This is a genomic window from Prevotella aff. ruminicola Tc2-24 (assembly GCF_900110895.1).
Lineage (GTDB): Bacteria > Bacteroidota > Bacteroidia > Bacteroidales > Bacteroidaceae > Prevotella.
Map to the genome: position 1 here is coordinate 170,425 of NZ_FOIQ01000005.1, position 21,759 is coordinate 192,183.

The window sequence follows — 21,759 nt, forward strand, 5'->3', positions numbered from 1 at the left end:
TATGTTATTTCTTACAGTAAAGAGTTATACAAGGCCAGATACTCCTGATACCTGTCACTCTTACAGAAATTCTCCGTCACTCTCTGACGACATCTCTCCGAACGGATACCCGGATGAGGTGCACTGCATATCGCCTCAATATGCTCTGCCAAAGAGTTTACATCGCCACAAGGGACCACGACACCTGTCTCTTCGTCCACGGCTTCCGGACTGCCGCCTGTACGATACGTTACAACCGGTGTCCCACATGACAGTGCCTCCAGATTTGTTGTTGGGAAGTTATCCTCATATGTGGGATTAACAAACACGTCAGCCCGAGAATAGTAATGTACCAGTTGCTGCAGATTATCTGTCCGTTCTATGCCAATGATACCTTCCGGCAACGAATAGATTTGCTTTTTGCTAAGACCAATCAACACGATCACATAGTCACTGCCGAGCAATGATCTCAACGCCAGGAAATCTCTCATTCCCTTTCGTGGTTCCCACCTATTGCTAACACCTAGCACAACCTTCTTTCCCTGACAGAAAGAAGAAAACGAGTTATCTGCATGGAACACATCTGTGTCTATTCCGTTGTGGATACACCTTCTGGGGACATCCTTCAGAAAAGATTCGTCTAAAAGTCCATCCAACCATTCTGAGACTGGCACCAGTGTCAAATTACTGAGTGACGTAAAAGATCGTCTTTTCAGTTCATAATTGGCCTCACTCCTATCCATCAGGAAAGAAGTCGGATAGTTTTTCTGACACGGACAATGATGGCATCCTTTCTTCCATCTGTCACAATCCGCATATGTAAAGAACGCACAGTGCCCTGTGATCGGCCAACAGTCGTGTAGCGTCCACACGACAGGAGTCTTCATTTCTGACAGATACTGGAACAAGATCGGATAATTCAGATAATATCCATGAATATTATGCAGATGAATAATATCCGGCCTGATCCACTCTATCTCACGAATCAGTTTCCAAGTCGCGCTCGTTGAACCTAGGCCATGACGGTCGAACAGCATTGACTGTAGCCCGTGGAGATAATGGCCAAACGGACTTCCGACCTTCAACAGATGCGACTTACTCGGATTGGCATATCGCCCATATGCTATATAGCTATCCCACCCCTGAGCCATGGCCATCTCACCAATTTCTTCAGCAATACGACCATGAGAGCCCCAGTTGGCAGTTACATTAATCTGAAATAATACAGGCATATAATTCTGTTTTAAACAGAGCGTCTTTCCATCTCACCTCCTGTTTCCTCATCTACACTGATATGCAAGCGAAGGATCCAGTCGAAAATCACAAAGAACACCAGGAAAGTAATCCAACTAAAGATGTCTGCACGTACCAGATAAATACCATTGGCGAATAAGGCCATCAAGATAAAGAACTGATAGCGCGAACGTGGAACCTCGACCTTAGCGACAATGCCGCCAAGGATGAACAACAGGACAATCACTCCTACTAAAGAGAGGTTCATATAGAGGTCGCCAATCATATTAGTACCCAGTCCGTAATCAGCCTGGGCAAAGTCTGTCAGGATATAACCTGTATGGATAGAATCCATATCCAACCCCGTCAGCATCCTCGTAAAGAAGGAGCCACCAAAGGGGATAAACACGAACAGATACGGGATATAAGACCGACCATAGAGGAATCCATACACCTGCGTGTAGTCGACACCATCATAGAGTGTCTTCGCATTCACGAGAAGATCGGTCAGCAAAAGCCAACCTGCCTCAGGGGATTCCTCCAAGACCTCCATTCCATAACTGATAAACTCCGCGAAACTGGCTTCCACCAGATTATAGGAAGTAACACGCGTAATCATCAGGAAGCCCATAGCAACAACACCCATGACAATAACAGGCAACAGGTACTTCATTCTGACACGTATATAATAGCTGTTGATGATTAATAACACCATCAACAACAGGAAAAGCACCTCACTACGACTACCAATGAACAACTGACTCAGGGTGAAAGCTACCGTAGACACGATATTCAATTTGTTCCTTCCAAATAAGGTCCTGACACCTCGTTCGTTCTCACCGAGTTGTTGTGCCTGATAATACCAAGAGAGTCCTATCAACGATAGGATCATGACCATCAGTCGCGGATATAGATGGGTAACACCGCTCTGAATCTGGTTACTGAGGAAAACATAAATGAACACTGCCAGACTGACTCCAAACGACACGTATGCCGACCGGTTCACAGTCATCTCGGGAACTCTTACTTTCGCAGCATTTCTCTCCGAATCCCTCCGTTCAAAAAACACACTTCCCAACATATACATCGCTATAGCCATCTGAGCAACAGAAATAGCATAAGGAATAATATCCTTGTTTGTTGAAAATTGGAAAGCAGGCAAGAAGTCATCCTCCGGATAGATAAACACCGCATGAGCGTAGTTTACAATAAAGAAAGTAGGGATGAAAAACAAATCGAAACAGACCAATCCGTTCCGACGAATCTTGTGCCAAAGATACAATGTGCCGAAAATCAGGAATGTGGTCATCTCCCAAACGCAAAAAAGCTTTGAGAACGACGATGGCACCATAATGACCGATGCCAATGAGATGATAACAAATATTAAGGCTACTAACTGCATGATTGATCACATATTCTTCCGTGCCCTTCTGATAGCACTCGAAGCAAGCCTATCTGCATGACATGCCACAGCCGTCAACAATAGTTTATGCTTCAGTTCTATGCCTGAGCGCCAGATGCTCACCTCTGGATAGAGAGAACGGATATACTTATAATCAGACTGATCGGCCAAAGCGAGCAATGTCACTTTGTTATACAACTTCGCCAACTTGATGGCATCGGCATAGAAGTCGGCATTATCCACCTTTCGGAAGAAAGTCTCAAGAATAGAGAGTGCCTCAACTGTACAATCAATACCATGACGATTGATAACTGCCGTATATGAATCTTGATTATATTTCACATAATGATAGATAGGAACATCGACCTTCGCCACACGATTGGCATAATAAGCAATCCGCGGTAATACGGCATAATCCTCAGCCATATTCAACCCCTCCGGAGTGAACAATTGATGGTCTATCACCAAAGAACGACGAATCAGTTTTCCCGCAATACCCTGAAAGCTCTTTCTTATCAGCAGTGAACGGGCATATTCATCCTTGTCAGACGGTACTCTGTCGTGATGACAATAAGTGTGGTCGGCACTGACGAAGTTGAGATCACCAACCACAATATCCGCTCCTGTGTCCTCTGCCTTCTGTACTAACTGGCTCACAGCATCTGCAGAGAGATAATCGTCGCTATCAACATGGATGACGTATTCTCCTGTGGCTTGTTCTACCGCCGTCTTTCTGGCAGCCGCCAAACCACGGTTATGGTCATGACGCACCGTCCGGACAGCAGAACGACGATCGGGATAGTCTTGAAGGGTCTGTTCCAGCACCTCCATACTACGATCCTTTGTGCAATCATCAACAAAGAGATATTCTATCTCCGGATAGGTCTGCTCCATCAGAGAGCGGACACACTTCCCGATATATTTCTCCACCCCATAGACGGGGACACAGACCGTCACTTTTATCGCCGCCATCCTATCAATTTCTTTAGCGTTCCATGCTGCTCATAAACCGATCCCGTCAACAAGAGCAAGGTGAACAGTCTGTGCCTTACCAAGAAGGTTATCAGTTTTGACGAGAATCCTTGCGGACGGAAATAGCGCCCGAAATTCAGGAAATACGCCTTAGGAATTCCACGCAACAAATGTAGTCTCTCCTGGTAGTTGTATGAGGATGTTCCGGCATACAGGCACTTGACACAACGAAGGAATGTATCAGAGGTTCTATTACGCCACACCAGTTCCGTCTGTTCCTCGGGCGACACATCTAGACGCCCCACAAAGGCAGTCATCTCAGAGAGACAATTCTGGAAACACTCATATTCCGACTCAAAGGAATAGTAACTGGTACTAAGAGAACCGTCACGCATATTCACCAGATAGTTCTCCGACTTGAGAAGCACCACGCGATGGATCTTATTCAGGTAGCGGAAGAAGTGAATCATATCCTCCCCATAGTGAACACCTACCGGAAAACGGATATCATTCTTCATCAAGACTGTCCGATTGAATAATTTTGCGACAGGTCCTGAGAGCTGAAGAACAGAATGATCCAACAGATATCTCACCATCTCCTTGCCATCCAGATAGACATCTTCCATCAGAAGACCAGTAAGACGGGATTTACAGATGTTACCTATCACGAGACACTCTTCCGTATCCGCAGCCTTAATCATATCCGACAGGTAATCGGGAAGCACTTCGTCATCGCTATCCACGAAACAAACCCATTCACCTTGTGCCTGATCAACGCCATAGTTACGGGCAGCACTAACCCCTGCGTTCTTTTGATGAAACACACGGACCCGAGAATCTTTCTGCTGATAGGAATCACACAGTGCACCACTGCCGTCAGTACTGCCGTCATCAACTAACAGCAGTTCAAAATCGGCATAGTTCTGACTAAGAATGCTGTCTATACATCTTTTCAGGTATTTCTCCGTATTATATACGGGTACAATAATACTGATCTTCATGGTTTTATAACTTGCTATTATAATACTTCAGCATCAGATGGAGATAAGGTACCGCAAGCGACTGTGGCAACAGGGCATGGAGATCACGCACCTGTTTCTTCAGGTCACAACCGTCAATACGACAACTCTCTGACCATGACGAACCCATCATCTTACGCTGCTCTCGGTAATAATCCCGGAAAAGGGACGGCGCCTCTCGGGCCACCCGGTTTAGACAACTGATACGGAAGTTTTGGATAATATGGTGTACATCGGCATTCCCCCGCAGTCTATGACTGACAGCGAAATCGTACATCTCTTTCAATATGATATTCAGAGATTCTGCCCGACGAGGAGAGAACGCTCTGACTGTGATACTACCCTCACGGAGTTTATAGATATAGGTTTCTGCCCCGACAGCAGCCAACGACTGCGCCATACAGGCAATCTCAAAACTCCATAACTCATCCTCATGAAGGATTCCCTCACGGAAGCGCAGACGGCAGTCGTTAAGGAAAGAGCGCCTGTAGAGCTTGTTAACAGACATCACGTACCAGTCCTGCTGGCGATACGCCTTTAACACCTCTTGTCCTTGGAGAACCGTACCGTCCGACAAACGCAATGGAATCTTCTGCATACCACTGCCCTCCAGACGATAATCGCCCACCGTCAGGTCGTAGCTTACCGTCGCTATGGGAGCAGCCAAAGCCTCTATGCAGTCTGGTGTAATCTCGTCATCACTGTCGAGAAAATAAACATAATCGCCAGTAGCGTTGTCAAGCCCCGTATTTCGGGCAGCAGACAAACCGCGATTATGCTCATGACGGACAATCCTGAAGTCAACCGGCCCTTGGTAGTCCTGAAGCGTACGTTCTACGACAGTCATACTGTCGTCGGTACCACAGTCATCGACCAAGATACACTCCAACGGCTCTCGCCATGTCTGACCCATGACACTGTGGATACAGTCTGCGACAAACGGCGCAACATTGTATATGGGGATAATAATCGTTACTTTCATTTCAGATATTACATCAGATCGCACAGTCGTTCACGGCGATAGAATGAGAACAGTATGACGGTGACCAGAACTGTCAGGATAACCTTTACCCATATTCCCATATGCATCACCTCGTTGGCCACCAGCAAGTCAAACAGAATGACCAACAAGATTGGAATGATACGCCAGCGGTTCCCCAACCATTGATGAACACTACGCCTGTAATATCCCACTAAGAACGGTATCATCAACTGACTCCAATATGAGATAATCGTAGAGTAGATGGCTGCACGGAAGCCAAAGACAGGAATAAGCAGGTAGCATAACAAGAAGTTCAGGACACCAGGTACGAACACCAACCATAACAACTGCATCGTATTCTTCTCAATAAATGCCGGAGTGCTCATAAAGGTATAGAACGAGAACACGACATTGGCAAAACACAGGAGACAGGCGATGTCACACGATTGAGCCAGACGAGCATTTCTGATCAGCAGGGAGTAGATCTCCGGCATCCAGATACAGATAACGAACGAAGCCGTCAGTGCTACGGCCTGACAGAGGAAATATAGCTTTCTATACGCGGGGAAGTCACCGCTTCTGAAGGCTCTCTGGATCTGAGGCATCAGAGCCGTCACCAGCGCAGTAGTGGCCACCACAGCATAGTCTCCCATCGCACTACCATGACTGAACAGACCGATCTCGTCGTAAGAAACGCCACACTGACTCATCACAATCCTTGCAGAACTCGTCAGTAGAACGAATCCCAGAGTATGTGGCACCAGCGGCAAGGCAATTTTCAGCATGCCACAGATACGTCTCCAATGCCGATCCCATATCGGTTTGATATTGAAGTCGATCCATACATACTTCACAAATACCGCAAAGACGAATATGCCTGAAACGGCACCCGAGGAAACCAGTCCCCAATAGCCTAGCCGGAAAAAGTATATGAGCACGAAGGATACCAGCATGCCCAACACCGATCCCATCAGATTGGTGAACACCAATGGTTTCGGACGTTCCACCAACGGGAAGATATGCTGCGCTAACAGACTATTCGCCAAGAGGAATATCGGTATCGATCCTGCCACACAGAGTCCCAGCTCTTCCAACGGCGCTCCCACCGGGAGGGTGAGCATCAGGATGATCATGTTCAGCAACCCGAAGAGGAACGATGACATGAGCACCAGCGTCAGCACTCTTCCCCATACCAGATGATAATGACGGGGATTCTCAAAGAAGCTGTTAGTCAGATGTACGTTCAGTCCCAGGGGTGCTATCGACACAAACAGACTGGTATAGGATGTGAGTACGCCATAGATACCATAGTCGTAGGTTGTCAGAAATGGTGTTGTCAACGGCAGCATGACAATACTCAACAGCATTGTCAGCTTGGGCACAACCCCATAATAGATCGTGTTAGTGACTATCTTCCTTGTCGACATTCCTACTTATCTGTTAACAACTGGTGCTTAAGCAGTTCCTCCTTGATGGGGATCAGGTGGTCGACAGGGATCTGGAGTATATCACTCATCCCTATCAGATCATTCCGTCCATCAGCATAGGCGATAAAATGCTGCATGGAACGGACCGCATCATACGACCCTTTCTGACTGATGGTCGGATAAAGGCCTCGTTTCCCCAGTTGCGGCTCACATGGACAAGTCATCCGATAATAAGCGTTATGCTCTAAGGCATTGATGACTTTGACCATCACCTCATAGGCACCCTGCAGTCCTTTCGGACTAATGAGCGATAGGTCGTCGGCAGAGGTGTGGTACTCTGGGTATTCCGAATACTTACTACGACAGAACGCACACACGGGCAGGTCAACACCTGCCGAGCCGTATTGCCGTTCGTCGGAACCACGCTGGATGAACGAATAACGCTGATAGGCCGGCGCGTGGAACTGCAGGACATTCCGCAGAACCCTGTCAGCCAGCGTATCTTCATATTTTGTCGATACCATCGAATAGGTACGGTCGTCTCCCACACAACTCAGTACGAATCCTGCTTTCACATGCTGTTGCATAACAGACAAGTTACGACTCAGGTAAGTGATAGAACCGATGGTCTCTGGGATGAAGACAAAACGATAGGTATACTTACGACGTGGCAGACTCTCCACATAACGTATCAACTCTGTCTGCACACAAGGTCCGGACAACTCGTTATTGGCCATCGAAGGGTGACAGAGATAGGTAGAGAAGAATATCTCATCGTCAGTCTCTCCAGGCAGGATCAGTTCACCATAGGTGAGACTTCCGTCCTCAAGCGTACTGTCTATGCATACCTCGTATTTCTCATCGGTCAGCATCCGCTTCTGATTCTCAGACATACAGAAGCCCCAACGCTCTTTATAATAGGAGGTAACGTAAGGAATCCAGTCTGGCTGCTCAGGCTGGGTATAGACATGCACCAGCAGCTCCTCCCGACTCACCGTCTTGTGGACGGGCACAGAATAGCCCAGGACATGAAGGTTACAATCCTTAAAATCAATGATGGTATCCCCCTTCATATTCCGGATCCAGCCACCACGGATATTCCATTCACGAGGCACAGTCCAGTCGAAGACCTGCGTGCCCGATGGTACCTCCGAGACAGAGATCCCGGGTACCGTCTCACGGATGATCTCCAGCGACCGCCGGAAACCGTCGCCTGTGATACTACGGCAGATGGGAAACAGGCGCACAGCCATGTCATACATCCTCTGTCCGACATTCATCACTTTATTCTCCATCCTTCATTCTTTATCAAATCATGGTCACTGCCGCATAGCAGGCACGTAGCGCCAGATGACGGTGAACACTGAACCCATTCTTGTTGACCCCGTCCACATCATGGTATTTACCTACATAGATACGGTCGCCATTATGATCGACATCACTGCACCACACGAAATCATGATACCACAGATGCTCGCCATAACGGAAATAATAGGCAAAGAACGTAAAGGCACAGAGGATCGCTGTCGGGAACACATAGTGCTGTGTCATCAACTCCTCAGGCATCACGGCCCTTGAAGCTTCCACGACACGTTTCCGTACCAAGTACCAACGCGACTCCAATGTCTGATCGATAAACGCCTCGTTCATATACCAGTCCTGATTATAGAAACAGGGTTCACTCACGTCGGGATCAACACCGAACACCTCACGGAGGCTACGGATGGTGATCTCCTTGTTCCCAATACGGGGAAGTCCCATCACAAGAATATAATCATTGGCGTACTTCTCCAACTCCGTCAGCGGATAATTCATCTCGGGTACAGGAATCTCTCCCTCCCATCCTAACCGCTCAACGAAAGGCCGTAACTCATCAGGACCGATGAAAGAATCACCAAAAAGGTGTTTCAGTTGCGATATCATATTCATGCCTTTTCTGTCAGTTGTTGTTCTTTCCATCTCTGATAGTCAATCACTTCCTGTGCATGAGCGAGATGCCCCATGGCAGTATATTTCTCTATACGCAGGATCTCTGCTTCAAGACGATCCAGACGAGTACCCCAGCCGGCATCAACGAACCAGTCCAGGTGACGTACGGGTGCATTATAGAGTATAAGCCCGCTCTTTGTATCAAGCACCTCACGAAGGAAAGTCAGATAAGCCCGATACTGGTGCTCAGGCGAGGCCACGAGAACCAGTCGTTTCCAACCCTTCTCCATAGCCATACGCACCACCTCTACAGCCTGTTCCCGCGTGTTCAACGACCGATCCTCATGGATGATGTCACAGGCAGGAACGCCCTCCTTCTGCAGCAGTGGAAGCACCTCCGAAAACGGATAACTGCCATAGGCGCGATCAACGATATTACCACTGAACACGATCTTCGGTGCTACACCTTTCTTATATAGCGACACCGCTTCCTGATAACGGAAGAAGCCGTCGCCCTCCAACAGGATGATCGCATCGGAGGGAGTCAGACAGTCATTGTCGACAATGGCCAGTATCTTTTCTCTGTCGGTGATCATCGCTTACAGATCCTCCCAGAATATCGGATCATTAGCAGGGATATCCTTGTTGACGGTCTTGCCGATGATCGTGCTCTTGAACTTCGGCGGAATGCCCAAAGCAGGACGCAGCACATCAATGTCAGCCTCAGTAATCACCTGACCCTTCTTGAGTGCGTTTTTCGCATAGAGGCAACGACGCTGCACGAACACCGTCTCACCTTCCTCTGCGACCACTTCCTTACGGGTGCTACCCATCGCACGTTCCACCTCACGGATGGAGTCAACCATGAACTTGAACTCCTGAGGCTCCATCGAGTGAGGATGATCAGGACCCTTATCATTCTTGTTGAGTGTAAAGTGCTTCTCAATGACACGACCACCTAAGACGACAGACGCCAGTGCCACCACATGACCAGGCGAATGGTCGGAGTAACCTGTCAGACAGTCGAAAGCCGACTGATATGTCTTCAGCACGTTCACGTTGGCACTGTCGATCTTCGAGGGATAGTTCGTGATGCACTGCATCAGCACGAGGTCCTTGTTACCCGTCTTCTCTATGGTACGTACGGCCTCGTCGATCTCCGACATCGTCGCATCACCGGTAGCAAGCATCACAGGAATACCTTTCTTGGCAGTATACTCGAGCATCTCCAACCAAGTGATCTCACCAGAGCCGATTTTAATGAACGGCAGCTTCATGTCGGCACAAAGGTCTACAGCCTCCTTGAAATACGGAGACGTAGAGAAGTCGATACCCACCTGCTTACAGTAGTCCGCAATCTCCTGATGCCATTCCATCGGGAACTCCACATCCTTGAACACCTCACTCACCGTACGGCCCCATGAGCCATGCACGCCATGAAGTGTCATCTTGGAGAAACCACCCTCTGAGACAATGCTCTCTGCCTTAAAGGTCTGGAACTTCGCACAGTCGGCACCAGCTTCCTTGGCCGCATCGATCAGACGTTTCGCCTTGTCCATGCTACCATCGAAGTTACCACCAATCTCTGCGATGAAATAGGTTGGATAGTCCGGACCTATCATCCGGTCGCCTATCTTGATATTCTTGTTAAAGTTCAGCATATTATTGAGTTTTTAGTTTGTTTATCTTTTGCTGATCAGATCTTTCTCTTTCTGTTCAACATCCGCATTCAGACGACTCACCTCGGGATGAGCATCCAAATACTGATAGATCCGTTCGTTAGGAATGGGATGCCCGTCGTAGAGGGCTTCATAGATACGTCCTGCCACCTCATAGTCGCGATCGGTATCAACCGTCAGTCGGTAGTCACCATGCAGAGTCAGATGATAGGGAATCCTACGCACCTTGAACAGCTCAGGGTGGAGATACAGATAGGGTGTGACATGCTCGCGCTCACGATCGGACGAAGCCTGCTGATAGGCTTCCTCCAGACCCTTGGCATAGAACACCTCGACACCTGTACCCAACGGGCAACCTGTCGTCGACACATAATCATAGCCCGGCAAAGCCTCTATCTGACGGTCGGCCTGCTGCCAGTCCACAAAGGGATTATCGCTGGTGGCCCGCACCACAATCTCCGGCTGATAGACCTTGATACAGTCATGGAATCGCTCCAGCACGTTGTCCTCACTACCTCGGAAACAAGGGATTCCCTTCTCATTCAGGAATCGCTCAAGGGCATCATTACACGCCCCGACAGGAATGGCAAAGACCACTTTGTCGATATGCCTGCTCAGACTCAGACGGGCATACACATGCTCCGCGATCGTCTTTCCGGCATGATCATCCGACACGGTCCCGGTAGTCACATCCTTCCCCAACGGCATCACCACCTTGTCAGGCAGACGCGACGACGTCAGACGCGCCTGTACGATACACAACACCTTTACCATATGGTCCATCCTCCGTCAACCTGTATATTCTGTCCCACCACATACCGTGAGGCATCCGAAGCCAAGAAAAGAACGGCTCCCTTCAGATCCTCTGGATCACCCAGACGATGAGACGGGTTCTTCTCACGTAGTCTGTCGGCAAACACTTTGTTCTCCTGTACCTTCGGCGATGGGAACGGACCTGGTGAAATACTGTTCACACGAATCTTCCGATCGATCAGATAGGTTCCGAAATAACGGGTCATCTGTATCACGGCGGCCTTACCCGCACTGTAGTTCACCGGGATCAGTGAGGCTTCACAGGGAGGCTCGTAGACAGCGAGGTAAGGTGACACGATACCATACATAGATGCGATATTCACAATGGAGCCGCCCTCATGCATAAACGGGAGCACTTCCCGGATGCACTTATAGGTACTACCGGCGATACCCTCGATACACTGCACCCAGTCCTCATCGGAGAGATCCTCCGACTTCTTCCCGATACCGGCATACTGTGCGGCATTGTTGATCAGTACATCAATGCCACCCGCCTCCTCGGCCACCTGGGAAAAAGCCTCCCGGATGCTCGCCGAGTCCATAATATTGATCTTGACAAAGCGCAGTGAGCTATCCTGGCCGAAGACGGAAACGAACTTCTCATGACTGGTACCAGCCACATAGACTGTTGCACCAGCATCGGTCAACGAAGCCACCATGGCTCTGCCCAGATGTCCACAACCGCCTGTCACGACGGCAGTCTTGCCTTTCAGCGAGAAAAGATCAAGCGTATTCATGCGCTACAGATTATTTAACCTCAAAGCCTGGGATGATCTTCTTGAATTTCTCACGCAGACTCTCAACGGTCTCCCACGACTCGTTGTTGTCCGAAGCATAATAGAAGTCCTGCGGCACGAACTTACCACCGTGACGCTCCAGATACTCCTCCGTCGTGTGGTTATATGCCACAGAGGGGAGAATCGCATAATACTTGCCGATATCGATGGTATTCAGCGCATCGGTCTTGGTAATCATCTCCTCATGCAGTTTCTCTCCCGGACGGATACCTACCTCTACCTGCTTCAGATTAGGAGCGATGGCTGTAGCCACATCCGTGATACGGTATGAAGGGATCTTCGGAATAAACAACTCACCACCGACATGGTTCTTGAGAGCCCACATCACGAGATCGACACCCTCCTGAAGGGAGATGTTAAAACGCGTCATTCTCATATCTGTGATCGGCAGTTCCTGAGCACCCTCATCACGCAGTTTGATGAAGAAAGGAATCACCGAACCGCGACTGCCCATCACATTTCCGTAACGCACGACGGAGAAACGGATGTCGCGTGAACCTTTTATGTTGTTGGCTGCGATGAACAACTTATCCGATGTCAGTTTCGTCGCACCATAGAGATTACAAGGTGCACAGGCCTTATCCGTAGAAAGTGCCACGATGTCCTTCACACCACACTCAATAGCAGCGTTGATCACGTTCACCGCACCATTGACATTGGTCTTGATACACTCACGAGGATTATACTCCGCAGTATCCACCTGTTTGATGGCGGCGGCATGAATAATCACATCCACGCCATCACAAGCCATCTTCAGGCGCTCTCCGTCACGGACATCACCAATCAAGAAGCGAAGCATCGGGTAATCCTTGGGAGGATACTTCTGCCTCATATTATACTGTTTCAGTTCTCCACGCGAATAGATGACTATTTTCTTCACATTCGGGTAATCGCGGAGGATCGTCTCCACGAACTTATTACCGAAGGAACCTGTTCCACCAGTAATCAATACTGTTTTCCCATTTAGCATATACCTAATCTTGTCTTTTTTAATTCAAACCTTTGAACAACGATTTCATCTCACCCTCCTTATACATCACCCAAAGCGTGATGGCCATAAAGGCAATGAAGACGAAGGCGATGGCCGTACGACCTCTATGAGGACCTTCCTTACCCAACGGCACTGTAGCACACTCCAGCGTAGCGAAGGCCGGGGTGTCCTGCTGTACCCTTGCCATGGCCGAGAGCAACTGAGCACTCAGCGCATTGTAGTTGTTATAGCGCAACTGCATCTCGTTTTCCAATCTCGTCTGCTTCTGACGTACGCTCTCCAGCACCACCTCCTGGTTGGAGTCCATAAACTCCGCATAGAGACTGCAAGCCCTGTCATAGTTCTTCTTCGACTCCTGATGAAGGTGCTTGATATACTCCAGGTCATGACGTGCCTTCGTCGTACGATAGTCCGTCATGGCAACCTGCAGACGTTTGCGCACGGAGTCGGCTACCGTCGCACAGACCACCGGATCCTGGTCGGTCACCTCAATGGTGATCACCAGCGATTTCTTATCGACGTTACAATAGATGTTCCGTCTGATGGCACTGTTAATGCCGTCCTGCTCTGGTGTCAGGCGGAACGGCGACACATCCTGCTTGCCCGACTTTCCCTTACCCGATCCGAAGATGAGTCCGAAGAAAGCCTTCTTGGCACCTGTCCACCATGCCGACTTCTGGTAGTCACGCAGATACTCATAGTATGTCATCGCCTGCTTATCACTGTCGCGCTGCACCTTGATGTCGAAGAGTGAGGTCGTAAAGTCCGTCGACTTCATGAGGTCCGGATAGAGAAGCGGTGTGATCGCATCCGATCCGGCACTGACACCATTGCCGATACTAAGACCGAAAGAACTGGCCAACGATGCCAGTGATCCGGAATTGTTTGAGCTGGCAGACTCAGGAGCCAGTTTCACCCTACACTTGTAGTACTCGGGATAACCCATCATGATGAGATACACCACAACAAGCGTTGTGGGCAGCACCTTGTAGTACAACGTGCGATGTTTCTTGATGGCCCGCCAGATTCCGCGGAAATTGACCGCTGGTCCGGTCGAGGAGCCATTCTTTTTCAATTGTTCTTCCATAAATCTATGATTGCTTTTTTTGTTTCAGGATTGATCCTCCGCCTCATCGAGCAGCAGCAGGAAAGCAGAAGGGAGGAAAGCGATGGCCACGGCAGCGATATGTTCGATCTGCACCACCACGCACTTGTTTTTCTTCACACGTTTGATGGTACCTTCCACGCCCGCGAAATCGCCCTCGACCACTTTTACCCGCTGTCCCGGTTTGCCTGCGAAGTCAAGATTCTCCATATAGAACACCCTATCGTCTGTCACCGAGGCCACCCGCATGAAGTTCTCCATCTGCCGGTCCGGCACCGTCAGAATATCATGGCGCAACACGTTGTTCCGATCGTCGAGCACAGGGTGCATCATATACCGAAGGGGCGTCAGCTCGCGCTTCGTCATCTTCAGTTCTGTGATCATCCTGTTGGTGGAGTGCACGAAGACCAGGTTACGGATGGCCGGTTTCAGCACACGATGACGCGGATGCTTCCCTTCGATGTGCTCATAGTGCATGGGAATGAAGCTCTCGATGCCCAATGCATCCAGCGCCTCTTTCACCAGCACTTCCCGCGAATACGTGACACGCATCGGAAACCAATGCATCTCGTCTCTTCCCAGTTCTTTCGTTACTTCAGCCACAGATAATATAGGGGGTCACCGCCATCCTTATAGCAGTGACAAAGTCTTTTATCGTTTCATCTTTCTCAGTATCCATATTGCACTGACATTCAGCGACATCACAGAACCGATACACACATCCCACAACCCTCACGAGCCATCCTTTTAGGATGAGGAGACATTTCTCAAGGCGCAAAGGTACGAAGAAATCTCGACAATATACAGAAAAAACTTCATAAAAAACAAAAAAAAATTCCCTTATCATATCGGATTCAAAAAAAAAGGGTAATTTTGCCGTCGCAAGCAATTCGACCCCATATATGACCCGCCATCCACATACACGCTTGGGCACGTTCCTGTTACTCTGTGTGCTCTGCCTGCCGGCTCACGCTGCCAAACGAATCTGCGTTCTCGCCGACACCCACGTCATGGCCCCATCGCTGGTCGACAGAAGCGACAACCAGGCATGGCAAGCCGATTTGGCCGGGAACAAGAAAATGCAAGAGCTCAGTGTCCCCATTTTTGACGTTCTGGTCGAGCGAATCAAGAGTGACAAACCAGACGCGCTGCTCATCGTCGGCGACCTCACGAAAGACGGCGAGGTAGAGAGTCATGATTATGTGGTAAAAAAGCTGACAGAGATAGAGACTGCCGGCATCCCCGTCTACGTCATTCCAGGCAACCATGACAGAGGCTGGACGGGTGGTGCCCGTAAATACGCCAACAACACCTATACGGACACGAAATACCTGTCGGAGACAAAATTCAGAACCTACTATCAGGACTTCGGCTACGGCGACACGTCCGAATGTCATGCTTCTACCCTCACCTATGCCACGCGCCTCTTCGACGGTCTCACGCTCATCGGTATCGACAGCGAACAGGATGCACGTATCGAACAGGACGCCATCGAATGGAGCTGTCGGAAAGCTCAGGAGGCACGCGACAGAGGCGATCAGGTTGTCGTCATGATGCACCACTCTCTGATCCCCCATTTCTACGGACAAGAGACCTTCCACGAGCAGTCGGTGGTCGACGACTGCGACGACATCCGCGACCGTCTGATGGGCGCCGGTGTCAAGGTCGTGCTCACAGGCCACTATCACGTGTCCGACATCGCCAGATATACGAATGCCGACGGACAGACGATCTATGACATCTCGACAGGGTCGCCCATCTCCCATCCATGCGACTACAGGGCACTGGTCTTCGACGACACTTTCACGAAGCTAAATATCCTGACAAACACCATATCGTCACTCGACGGCTACGACGACTTTGCCGTCTACTCGGAACAGCGACTGAGGAAGGCCATCCAGAAATGGGCCGTCAACTGGCTCAGTCAACGGTCAGAAAACAAGTTGCTGGTCGAACTCATGTCACAGGCCGTCACCAATGTCTTTGTCATCCATGCCAATGGTAACGAACCCGCCAACCCTGCCTCCTCGGAAGCAGTCAGAATCTACGACGATATCGAGTACTTAGCGCCGCTCTTCAGTCTAAGCGTCACCGACATCATGAAAGAGGTCAGTCTCTCGATGAAAAGCATACTTGGCGACTATCAGGATCCTGCCGACATCACCAATGTGGTCGACGACCGCGAACTCACCATCACGCTCCCCCCTGTCCCTACTGCCATCAGCAGTATCCAGAGACAGCCAGGGCCGTCCGACGAAGCGTGGTACACCCTTCAGGGCCTCCGTCTGCCCCACCGTCCCACTCGTCCGGGGACATACATCCACCAAGGCAGATTCGTCATCCTATAATTAAGAAGGATTTTCACGCACGATACCAGTATGGCAGAGACTTATATGACATCGACTCTCACAGTTCAAATTAAACAATAACGATTCTATGGACTTTCTGGAACTTGTCAAGAAAAGGTACAGCTGTAGGAACTATCAGCCTACAAGTATTGAAAAAGAGAAACTCGACTACATCATCGCATGTGTCCGTTTCGCCCCGTCGGCAGTGAACAAGCAGCCGTGGGCATTTCGCATCATCAGCAACAAGGAGGAGAAGGAAAAGCTCCGCCAGTGCTACGACCGTGAGTGGTTTGCCACCGCCCCCACCTATATCATGGCCTCGATCCTGCACGATGAGGAATGGGTAAGAGCCGACGGCAAGCATCATGGCAACATCGACATCGCCATTGCCGTTGAGCACCTGTGTCTGGCGGCAGCCGAGCAGGGATTAGGCACCTGTTGGGTGTGCAACTTCGATGTGGAGAGATGCACACAACTGTTCAATATCCCTTCCAACGAAGAGGTGGCCGTGCTCATTCCTATCGGCTATGCCGCCGACGAGGCGAAAGAGAAAAAGCGCAAGGATCTCAAAGACATCCTGCGCTAAGACCTGTGCGGAGCCTTCTCCACGCAATCCTATGCGGAGACGGCCTCCCACACGTCCTCCATCCTGTCAATGACGTAGTCGGCCCCTGCCGCCTCCAGTTCCTGTCGCGAACCATTGCCCCATGTCACGCCACAGGTCCTAGCACCCGCATGGGCACCCATCATGATATCCACAGGCATGTCGCCCACCACCAGTGTCTCGTCGGCCCCGAAATGCGTAGCCGCCAGCGTGTTCAGCACAGGCTCGGGGTGAGGCTTGGCATTCTTCACATCGTCGGCACCGATCAGATACGACACACACGCTGCGATCTGCATCTCTTTTGTCAGCTCCACCAACGAGGCATACGAGCGCGAGGATGCGATGGTCAGCGTAAATCCTTTCTTCCGCAGAGCCGTCATCGTTTCCCTGACCTGCGGGAAGGCCTCCGGCTTAAATCTCTTCAGGTTCTCGGCAAAGATCCGTCGATAGGTCTCGACATACCGGTCGCGCATCTCTTGGCGCTCATCAGGATAGAGTGCCTCGAAGCAGCCTGCCAGGGGCAGACCTATCGTGGCGACATAGGCCTCCTCGGTACGTTCTGGCAGTCCCAGTTCCTGAATGGTAGCCCGCATGGTCGTCACGATATGACGCCTGGTATTCCCCAGCGTCCCGTCAAAGTCGAAGATAATCAGTCTGATGGCCATCACCTATTCGTACACAGCCATTCGTTACACCTTCAGATACTCATCATCCCTGACCAGCACCTTCTCGATCTTACCCACATACATCGTGTGGTAGTCGCGCTGGGCATAGTTCTTATCGATGGTCTCCTGATAGAGGAATCCACTCTCCTGCAGTTCCGACTGGTAGAGCTTCTTGCATATCAGCACCAGCTTGGCCTGTTCGAAATACACCGAGTGGTCTGCATACACAGGAGTCAGTCCAGCCTTCTCGATCTTATCCTCATCGCGGCCCGACACACTGCCGAGATAGGCCATCTGCTTCTTGAACGACTTGTCCATCACACAGAGCGTGAAGTAACCTTCACGGTCGACAAACGTCTTCGTATATCGCGACGGACGCAGGAAAATGATCGCCGTAGGGTCGTTGCTTCCCCACAGGCATCCCAGATGGCCCCACGAGGCCGTCATCGTGTTACACCCCGTCTGCTCATTGCCGGCCGTCACCAGCATCCACTCCCCGCCAATCAGGTTGAACGGGTTAAACGCCATGTCTTTGTAGTTGATTTCTTTCATGATAATATGGTTTATGATGTTGATTCCTCATGCCATTTCCTTCTGCAAAGATAAGGCCAAACCCCAGGTCCATACCGAGAAAGAACCGTTTTTTATGTTTATTTCACAAAACCAGAAGGTCAGACGGTCGTGCTCCCTGGCATTGGCCGTGGTATATCAGTCCCACCCCTCGTCATCTGTATTCTCCATATAGCGGCTCATGCCGTTATCCTCCATGTCATCCTCTGATACAGGGTCAAAGCCGCGCATGTTGTCGTCATCGTCTTCTTCTTCATCATCATCCAAATACGATGACGAAAAATAATAAGATGATACCGTCTGACTTGATGACGTTGATGGATGACTTGCCCGGACAGACTTCGGCTTTTCCATCTTCGTGGTTATCACGCTATCGGGCACATACGTATCGTCATCGATCGTCTCTTCCGTCTTCGATGATACATAATAATGATACGTTTTCCGCGCCAATCGCTCCTTTTCATTATAGTATCTCGAGCCTATGATGAATAGCAAAGCGAAGACCAGGAAAAAGCTCCCCACTATCAAAGGTGTCTTTCTCATCTTGACCCCCTTCTCACAATATTCTATTCCTGAGATGGATGCATGAATACATAAACCACCAATGATGATCGCCAAGAATGGTACGATCGCCCATCCCATTAACGCCACAAAGAAATAGACAATAAGCAATCCAAGTATAACCCTGCCTATACGAGTACCACAAAAGAGTACAATTAAGATATCTATCATACCAAACTCCCTTCTTTTAGCTTGTTTTACGCTGCAAAGATAAGAGATGGGTGTACCAAAAGTCGGCACACCTCTTAAAAAGTTTATACGTCATATCTCATCCACTTTTTACGAATAAAAGAACATTTGTCGGGCAATGTATCCGTTTTTTTGTTTTTTTTCTTACCTTTGTACCCGCAATTCAGATAAAAGACTAAATAACTAAAAACCAACAAGAATGAAAAAGATTGTTTTATTCATCATCGGCCTTATGACCCTGATGGCTTGTCAGCAGAAACAGGAACAGAAGAAGGCCGGCTTTATCGTGCAGGTATCGCTGGGCGGATGGCACCGCCCCGACTATACGGCAGAACAGATTATCGGCCGCATCGACACCGTGAGCCAGCTGATCCCCGTGCAGAAGGTCATCATCGGCTGGAGCCAAGACAAAGACATCTACCGTCAGGTAGCTGAGTACCTGCATAGCAAGAACATCCGCATGCTCCTGTGGCTACCTGTGTTCGCCGAGACCGAGGAGGTGTGCGACAACACCCCAGCGGTCGACCTGTGGGGACAGGTGCCCTCTAACTACGACCTGGCGGCAGGCGAGGACTTCCGCTTCAACTGTCCGACAGACCCCAAGAACATAGTCAATATCGTGCACCTCTACGACAGTCTGTTCAGCGACTGCGGCTTCGACGGCGTGTTCCTCGACCGCATCCGCACCCAGTCGTTCGTGAGTGGTGTCAACGGTGTGCTCGGCTGCGGTTGTCCGCTCTGCGTGGAGCACTTCGCCGCCGAAGGTGTCGACATCGAGGCCGTGAAGGCGGAATACCAGGCCAAAGGCGATGCCTTCTTCTCCGTCAGTGAGTACTCCCCGTCACAGCCTCTCCACTTCGAGAACCCTGTCGCCGCAGCCTTCTTCAAGGCCAAGGGACACATCGTCAGCACCTCCGTGGCAGCCGTCGCCGACAGTCTCCGCAGTCGCGGTCTGGAGGTGGGCATGGACCTCTATGCACCCTTCATGGCGCCCTTCGTTGGGCAAGACTATACAATCCTGACCCAGCATGCCGACTTCATCAAGCCCATGCTGTACCGCCAGACCTTTGCCCCCGCCGGGATGGGCTTCGAGTACGACCTGCTCCGTAAGAGCGTTCCTGGTGCCACGGGCTATCCCGCCATCCAGATGGACGTGAACTTCCTGCACTCGCAGTTGGACGCCATGGAGCCTTACGCCTGCGGCAAATACCCGGGCATAGAGATCAACTACAAGGAAGTGGTTGCCCCCACCTCACCCGAGTATGTCTCAGAGTCACTGGAGGCCGTTCTGAGCCACCAGTTCGACGGTGCCGTCCTCTCTTGGAACATCATGCGTGCACCACTGAGCCATCTGGAGCCCTTGAAGCCACTGAAACAGTAAAAGATAACACATGTTTTTTAACGATAACCCTTAAACAGAAAAGAAAAGATGAGAAAACTATTCATGACAGCGATGATGGTCGCAGCGAGTGTGAGTCTGACGAATGCCCAGACCACCCAGAGACAAGTGGTAGAAGAAGGCGGAACAGGTCCGTTCAAGTCCGAAGTGGTGGGCGATGCCTCCTGTCCCGGTTTCACGGTGTATCGTCCGCAGAACCTGAAAGAGGTGGTGGCCCAGAACGGTGCCCTGCCGGTGATCGTCTATGCCAACGGTGCCTGCTTCAACAACAATGTCGAGATGCGCCTGCTGCTGAGCGAGGTCGCCTCCTACGGCTATGTAGCAGCCGCTATCGGCCCCTACGACGAAGAGGACGTGATGGCACAATGGCGCGGCGTACTGAAGTCAGCCTACCCCGAGACCAAGGGCGAGGTGATCATGGCCAACGGCGAGAAGATTCTGCCCCTCACCCCCGAGGAGATCAAGGCCCGTCAGGAGCAGCAGGCTAAGCAGCGCGAGCAAGCCCTGAAGGCCATGAAGAAAGGCAAGAAAGGCAAGCAGCAGCCCACCGTCCCCGTCTTCAGCACCTACCCGAAGATGCTGCTCGAGGTGCTCGACTGGCTGTCAGCGCAGAACGCCGCCAAGGGCTCCGAGTACTACCACTGCCTCGACCTGCAACACGTGGCAGCCATGGGTCAGTCGTGCGGTGGTGCCCAGGTGCTGGGCGTGGCCTACGATCCCCGTATCAAGACCTGCGTGATGCTCAACTCAGGCATCGGCGACATGGAGATGATGGGCTCGACGAAGGAGATGCTCAACAACCTTCACCAGCCGATGTTCTATATGATTGGCGGTCCTGGCGACATCGCCTATGCCAATGCCCAGAAGGACTACGAGCGGATAGCCGACAACATCCCCGTGGTGATGCTGAACTCGAAAGACGGCCACAGCGGCACCTATTACGAGAAATACGGCGGCAACTACGCCAAGGCCGTCGTGAAATGGCTCGACTGGCAGCTGAAGAGTCAGGTGGGACAATCGGCCCTCTTCCTCGACGACGAATACCTGAAGCTGAGATTCCCCGAGTGGCAGGGTGTCCGCAAGAACTTCTAAGAT

General features: G+C 50.5%; 22 protein-coding genes. 4 read left to right on the forward strand and 18 right to left on the reverse strand.

Going from position 1 to position 21,759, the window contains the following annotated elements; genetic code table 11:
• Window positions 1-11 precede the first annotated feature (11 nt).
• The 15 genes from BMY63_RS10175 to BMY63_RS10245 are packed head-to-tail and all read right to left on the reverse strand — an operon-like array spanning window position 12 to window position 14,931.
• Entirely contained in the window at window positions 12-1,211 is a 1,200-nt protein-coding gene (locus tag BMY63_RS10175; RefSeq protein WP_091916449.1) for a glycosyltransferase, read from the reverse strand.
• A gap of 11 nt (window positions 1,212-1,222) precedes the next feature.
• A complete protein-coding gene (gene wzy, locus BMY63_RS10180) occupies window positions 1,223-2,614 on the reverse strand; it encodes an O-antigen polysaccharide polymerase Wzy (RefSeq protein WP_143065774.1) in 1,392 nt (463 codons plus the stop codon).
• 6 nt (window positions 2,615-2,620) lie between these two features.
• On the reverse strand, window positions 2,621-3,586 hold the full coding sequence (locus tag BMY63_RS10185; RefSeq protein ID WP_091916451.1) for a glycosyltransferase family 2 protein: 966 nt from the start codon (window positions 3,584-3,586) through the stop codon (window positions 2,621-2,623).
• Window positions 3,574-4,587: a glycosyltransferase family 2 protein gene (locus tag BMY63_RS10190; protein ID WP_091916452.1), complete on the reverse strand. Its 1,014-nt coding sequence runs from the start codon at window positions 4,585-4,587 to the stop codon at window positions 3,574-3,576. The genes BMY63_RS10185 and BMY63_RS10190 overlap by 13 nt, the downstream gene beginning before the upstream one ends.
• 4 nt (window positions 4,588-4,591) lie before the next feature.
• Window positions 4,592-5,587 (reverse strand): glycosyltransferase family 2 protein, encoded by a 996-nt coding sequence (locus BMY63_RS10195; protein ID WP_091916453.1) that lies wholly within the window; start codon window positions 5,585-5,587, stop codon window positions 4,592-4,594.
• Between the two features lie 8 nt (window positions 5,588-5,595).
• Window positions 5,596-7,014: a lipopolysaccharide biosynthesis protein gene (locus tag BMY63_RS10200; protein WP_091916454.1), complete on the reverse strand. Its 1,419-nt coding sequence runs from the start codon at window positions 7,012-7,014 to the stop codon at window positions 5,596-5,598.
• Between the two features lie 2 nt (window positions 7,015-7,016).
• Window positions 7,017-8,309 carry a DUF4910 domain-containing protein gene (locus BMY63_RS10205; RefSeq protein ID WP_218141893.1) on the reverse strand — a complete coding sequence of 431 codons (1,293 nt, stop codon included), beginning with the start codon at window positions 8,307-8,309 and terminating at the stop codon, window positions 7,017-7,019.
• Between the two features lie 13 nt (window positions 8,310-8,322).
• Window positions 8,323-8,973, reverse strand: coding sequence for a hypothetical protein (locus tag BMY63_RS10210; protein ID WP_256218998.1), 651 nt, complete (start codon window positions 8,971-8,973; stop codon window positions 8,323-8,325).
• Window positions 8,940-9,539 carry a YdcF family protein gene (locus tag BMY63_RS10215; RefSeq protein WP_091916467.1) on the reverse strand — a complete coding sequence of 200 codons (600 nt, stop codon included), beginning with the start codon at window positions 9,537-9,539 and terminating at the stop codon, window positions 8,940-8,942. Before BMY63_RS10215 ends, BMY63_RS10210 begins: the two co-directional genes overlap by 34 nt.
• 3 nt (window positions 9,540-9,542) lie before the next feature.
• Window positions 9,543-10,604 carry an N-acetylneuraminate synthase family protein gene (locus BMY63_RS10220; protein WP_091900537.1) on the reverse strand — a complete coding sequence of 354 codons (1,062 nt, stop codon included), beginning with the start codon at window positions 10,602-10,604 and terminating at the stop codon, window positions 9,543-9,545.
• 21 nt (window positions 10,605-10,625) lie between these two features.
• Entirely contained in the window at window positions 10,626-11,396 is a 771-nt protein-coding gene (locus BMY63_RS10225; protein WP_177178430.1) for a cytidylyltransferase domain-containing protein, read from the reverse strand.
• Complete coding sequence (locus BMY63_RS10230) at window positions 11,390-12,172, reverse strand: SDR family oxidoreductase (RefSeq protein ID WP_091916473.1); 783 nt, start codon at window positions 12,170-12,172, stop codon at window positions 11,390-11,392. The genes BMY63_RS10225 and BMY63_RS10230 overlap by 7 nt, the downstream gene beginning before the upstream one ends.
• Before the next feature lie 10 nt (window positions 12,173-12,182).
• Complete coding sequence (gene pseB / locus BMY63_RS10235; RefSeq protein ID WP_091916474.1) at window positions 12,183-13,202, reverse strand: UDP-N-acetylglucosamine 4,6-dehydratase (inverting); 1,020 nt, start codon at window positions 13,200-13,202, stop codon at window positions 12,183-12,185.
• 19 nt (window positions 13,203-13,221) lie between these two features.
• Window positions 13,222-14,310, reverse strand: a complete 1,089-nt coding sequence (locus tag BMY63_RS10240; RefSeq protein ID WP_091900548.1) for a hypothetical protein — start codon at window positions 14,308-14,310, stop codon at window positions 13,222-13,224.
• A 24-nt stretch (window positions 14,311-14,334) separates the two neighbouring features.
• On the reverse strand, window positions 14,335-14,931 hold the full coding sequence (locus tag BMY63_RS10245; RefSeq protein WP_091916475.1) for a UpxY family transcription antiterminator: 597 nt from the start codon (window positions 14,929-14,931) through the stop codon (window positions 14,335-14,337).
• Between the two features lie 299 nt (window positions 14,932-15,230).
• Between BMY63_RS10245 and BMY63_RS10255 the strand changes: the two genes are divergently transcribed.
• Window positions 15,231-16,676, forward strand: a complete 1,446-nt coding sequence (locus BMY63_RS10255; protein ID WP_091916477.1) for a metallophosphoesterase family protein — start codon at window positions 15,231-15,233, stop codon at window positions 16,674-16,676.
• A gap of 88 nt (window positions 16,677-16,764) precedes the next feature.
• Window positions 16,765-17,262, forward strand: coding sequence for a nitroreductase family protein (locus BMY63_RS10260; RefSeq protein WP_091900556.1), 498 nt, complete (start codon window positions 16,765-16,767; stop codon window positions 17,260-17,262).
• Window positions 17,263-17,291: 29 nt separating this feature from the next.
• Here the strand turns inward: BMY63_RS10260 and BMY63_RS10265 are convergent, their stop codons facing one another.
• The 3 genes from BMY63_RS10265 to BMY63_RS10275 all read right to left on the reverse strand — a co-directional run bounded on the left by BMY63_RS10265 (window position 17,292) and on the right by BMY63_RS10275 (window position 19,058).
• The gene (locus BMY63_RS10265) at window positions 17,292-17,945 is read right to left on the reverse strand and encodes an HAD family hydrolase (protein ID WP_091916478.1); all 654 of its coding nucleotides are present in this window, start codon (window positions 17,943-17,945) and stop codon (window positions 17,292-17,294) included.
• A gap of 24 nt (window positions 17,946-17,969) precedes the next feature.
• The gene (locus tag BMY63_RS10270; RefSeq protein ID WP_091916480.1) at window positions 17,970-18,497 is read right to left on the reverse strand and encodes a flavin reductase family protein; all 528 of its coding nucleotides are present in this window, start codon (window positions 18,495-18,497) and stop codon (window positions 17,970-17,972) included.
• 156 nt (window positions 18,498-18,653) lie between these two features.
• Window positions 18,654-19,058, reverse strand: coding sequence for a hypothetical protein (locus BMY63_RS10275; RefSeq protein WP_143065775.1), 405 nt, complete (start codon window positions 19,056-19,058; stop codon window positions 18,654-18,656).
• A 406-nt stretch (window positions 19,059-19,464) separates the two neighbouring features.
• Here BMY63_RS10275 and BMY63_RS10280 point away from each other — a divergent pair, with 406 nt between their 5' ends.
• Both BMY63_RS10280 and BMY63_RS10285 read left to right on the forward strand, forming a co-directional pair.
• On the forward strand, window positions 19,465-20,646 hold the full coding sequence (locus tag BMY63_RS10280; RefSeq protein ID WP_091916491.1) for a hypothetical protein: 1,182 nt from the start codon (window positions 19,465-19,467) through the stop codon (window positions 20,644-20,646).
• 48 nt (window positions 20,647-20,694) lie between these two features.
• Window positions 20,695-21,756, forward strand: a complete 1,062-nt coding sequence (locus BMY63_RS10285) for an alpha/beta hydrolase (protein ID WP_091916495.1) — start codon at window positions 20,695-20,697, stop codon at window positions 21,754-21,756.
• Window positions 21,757-21,759 lie beyond the last annotated feature (3 nt).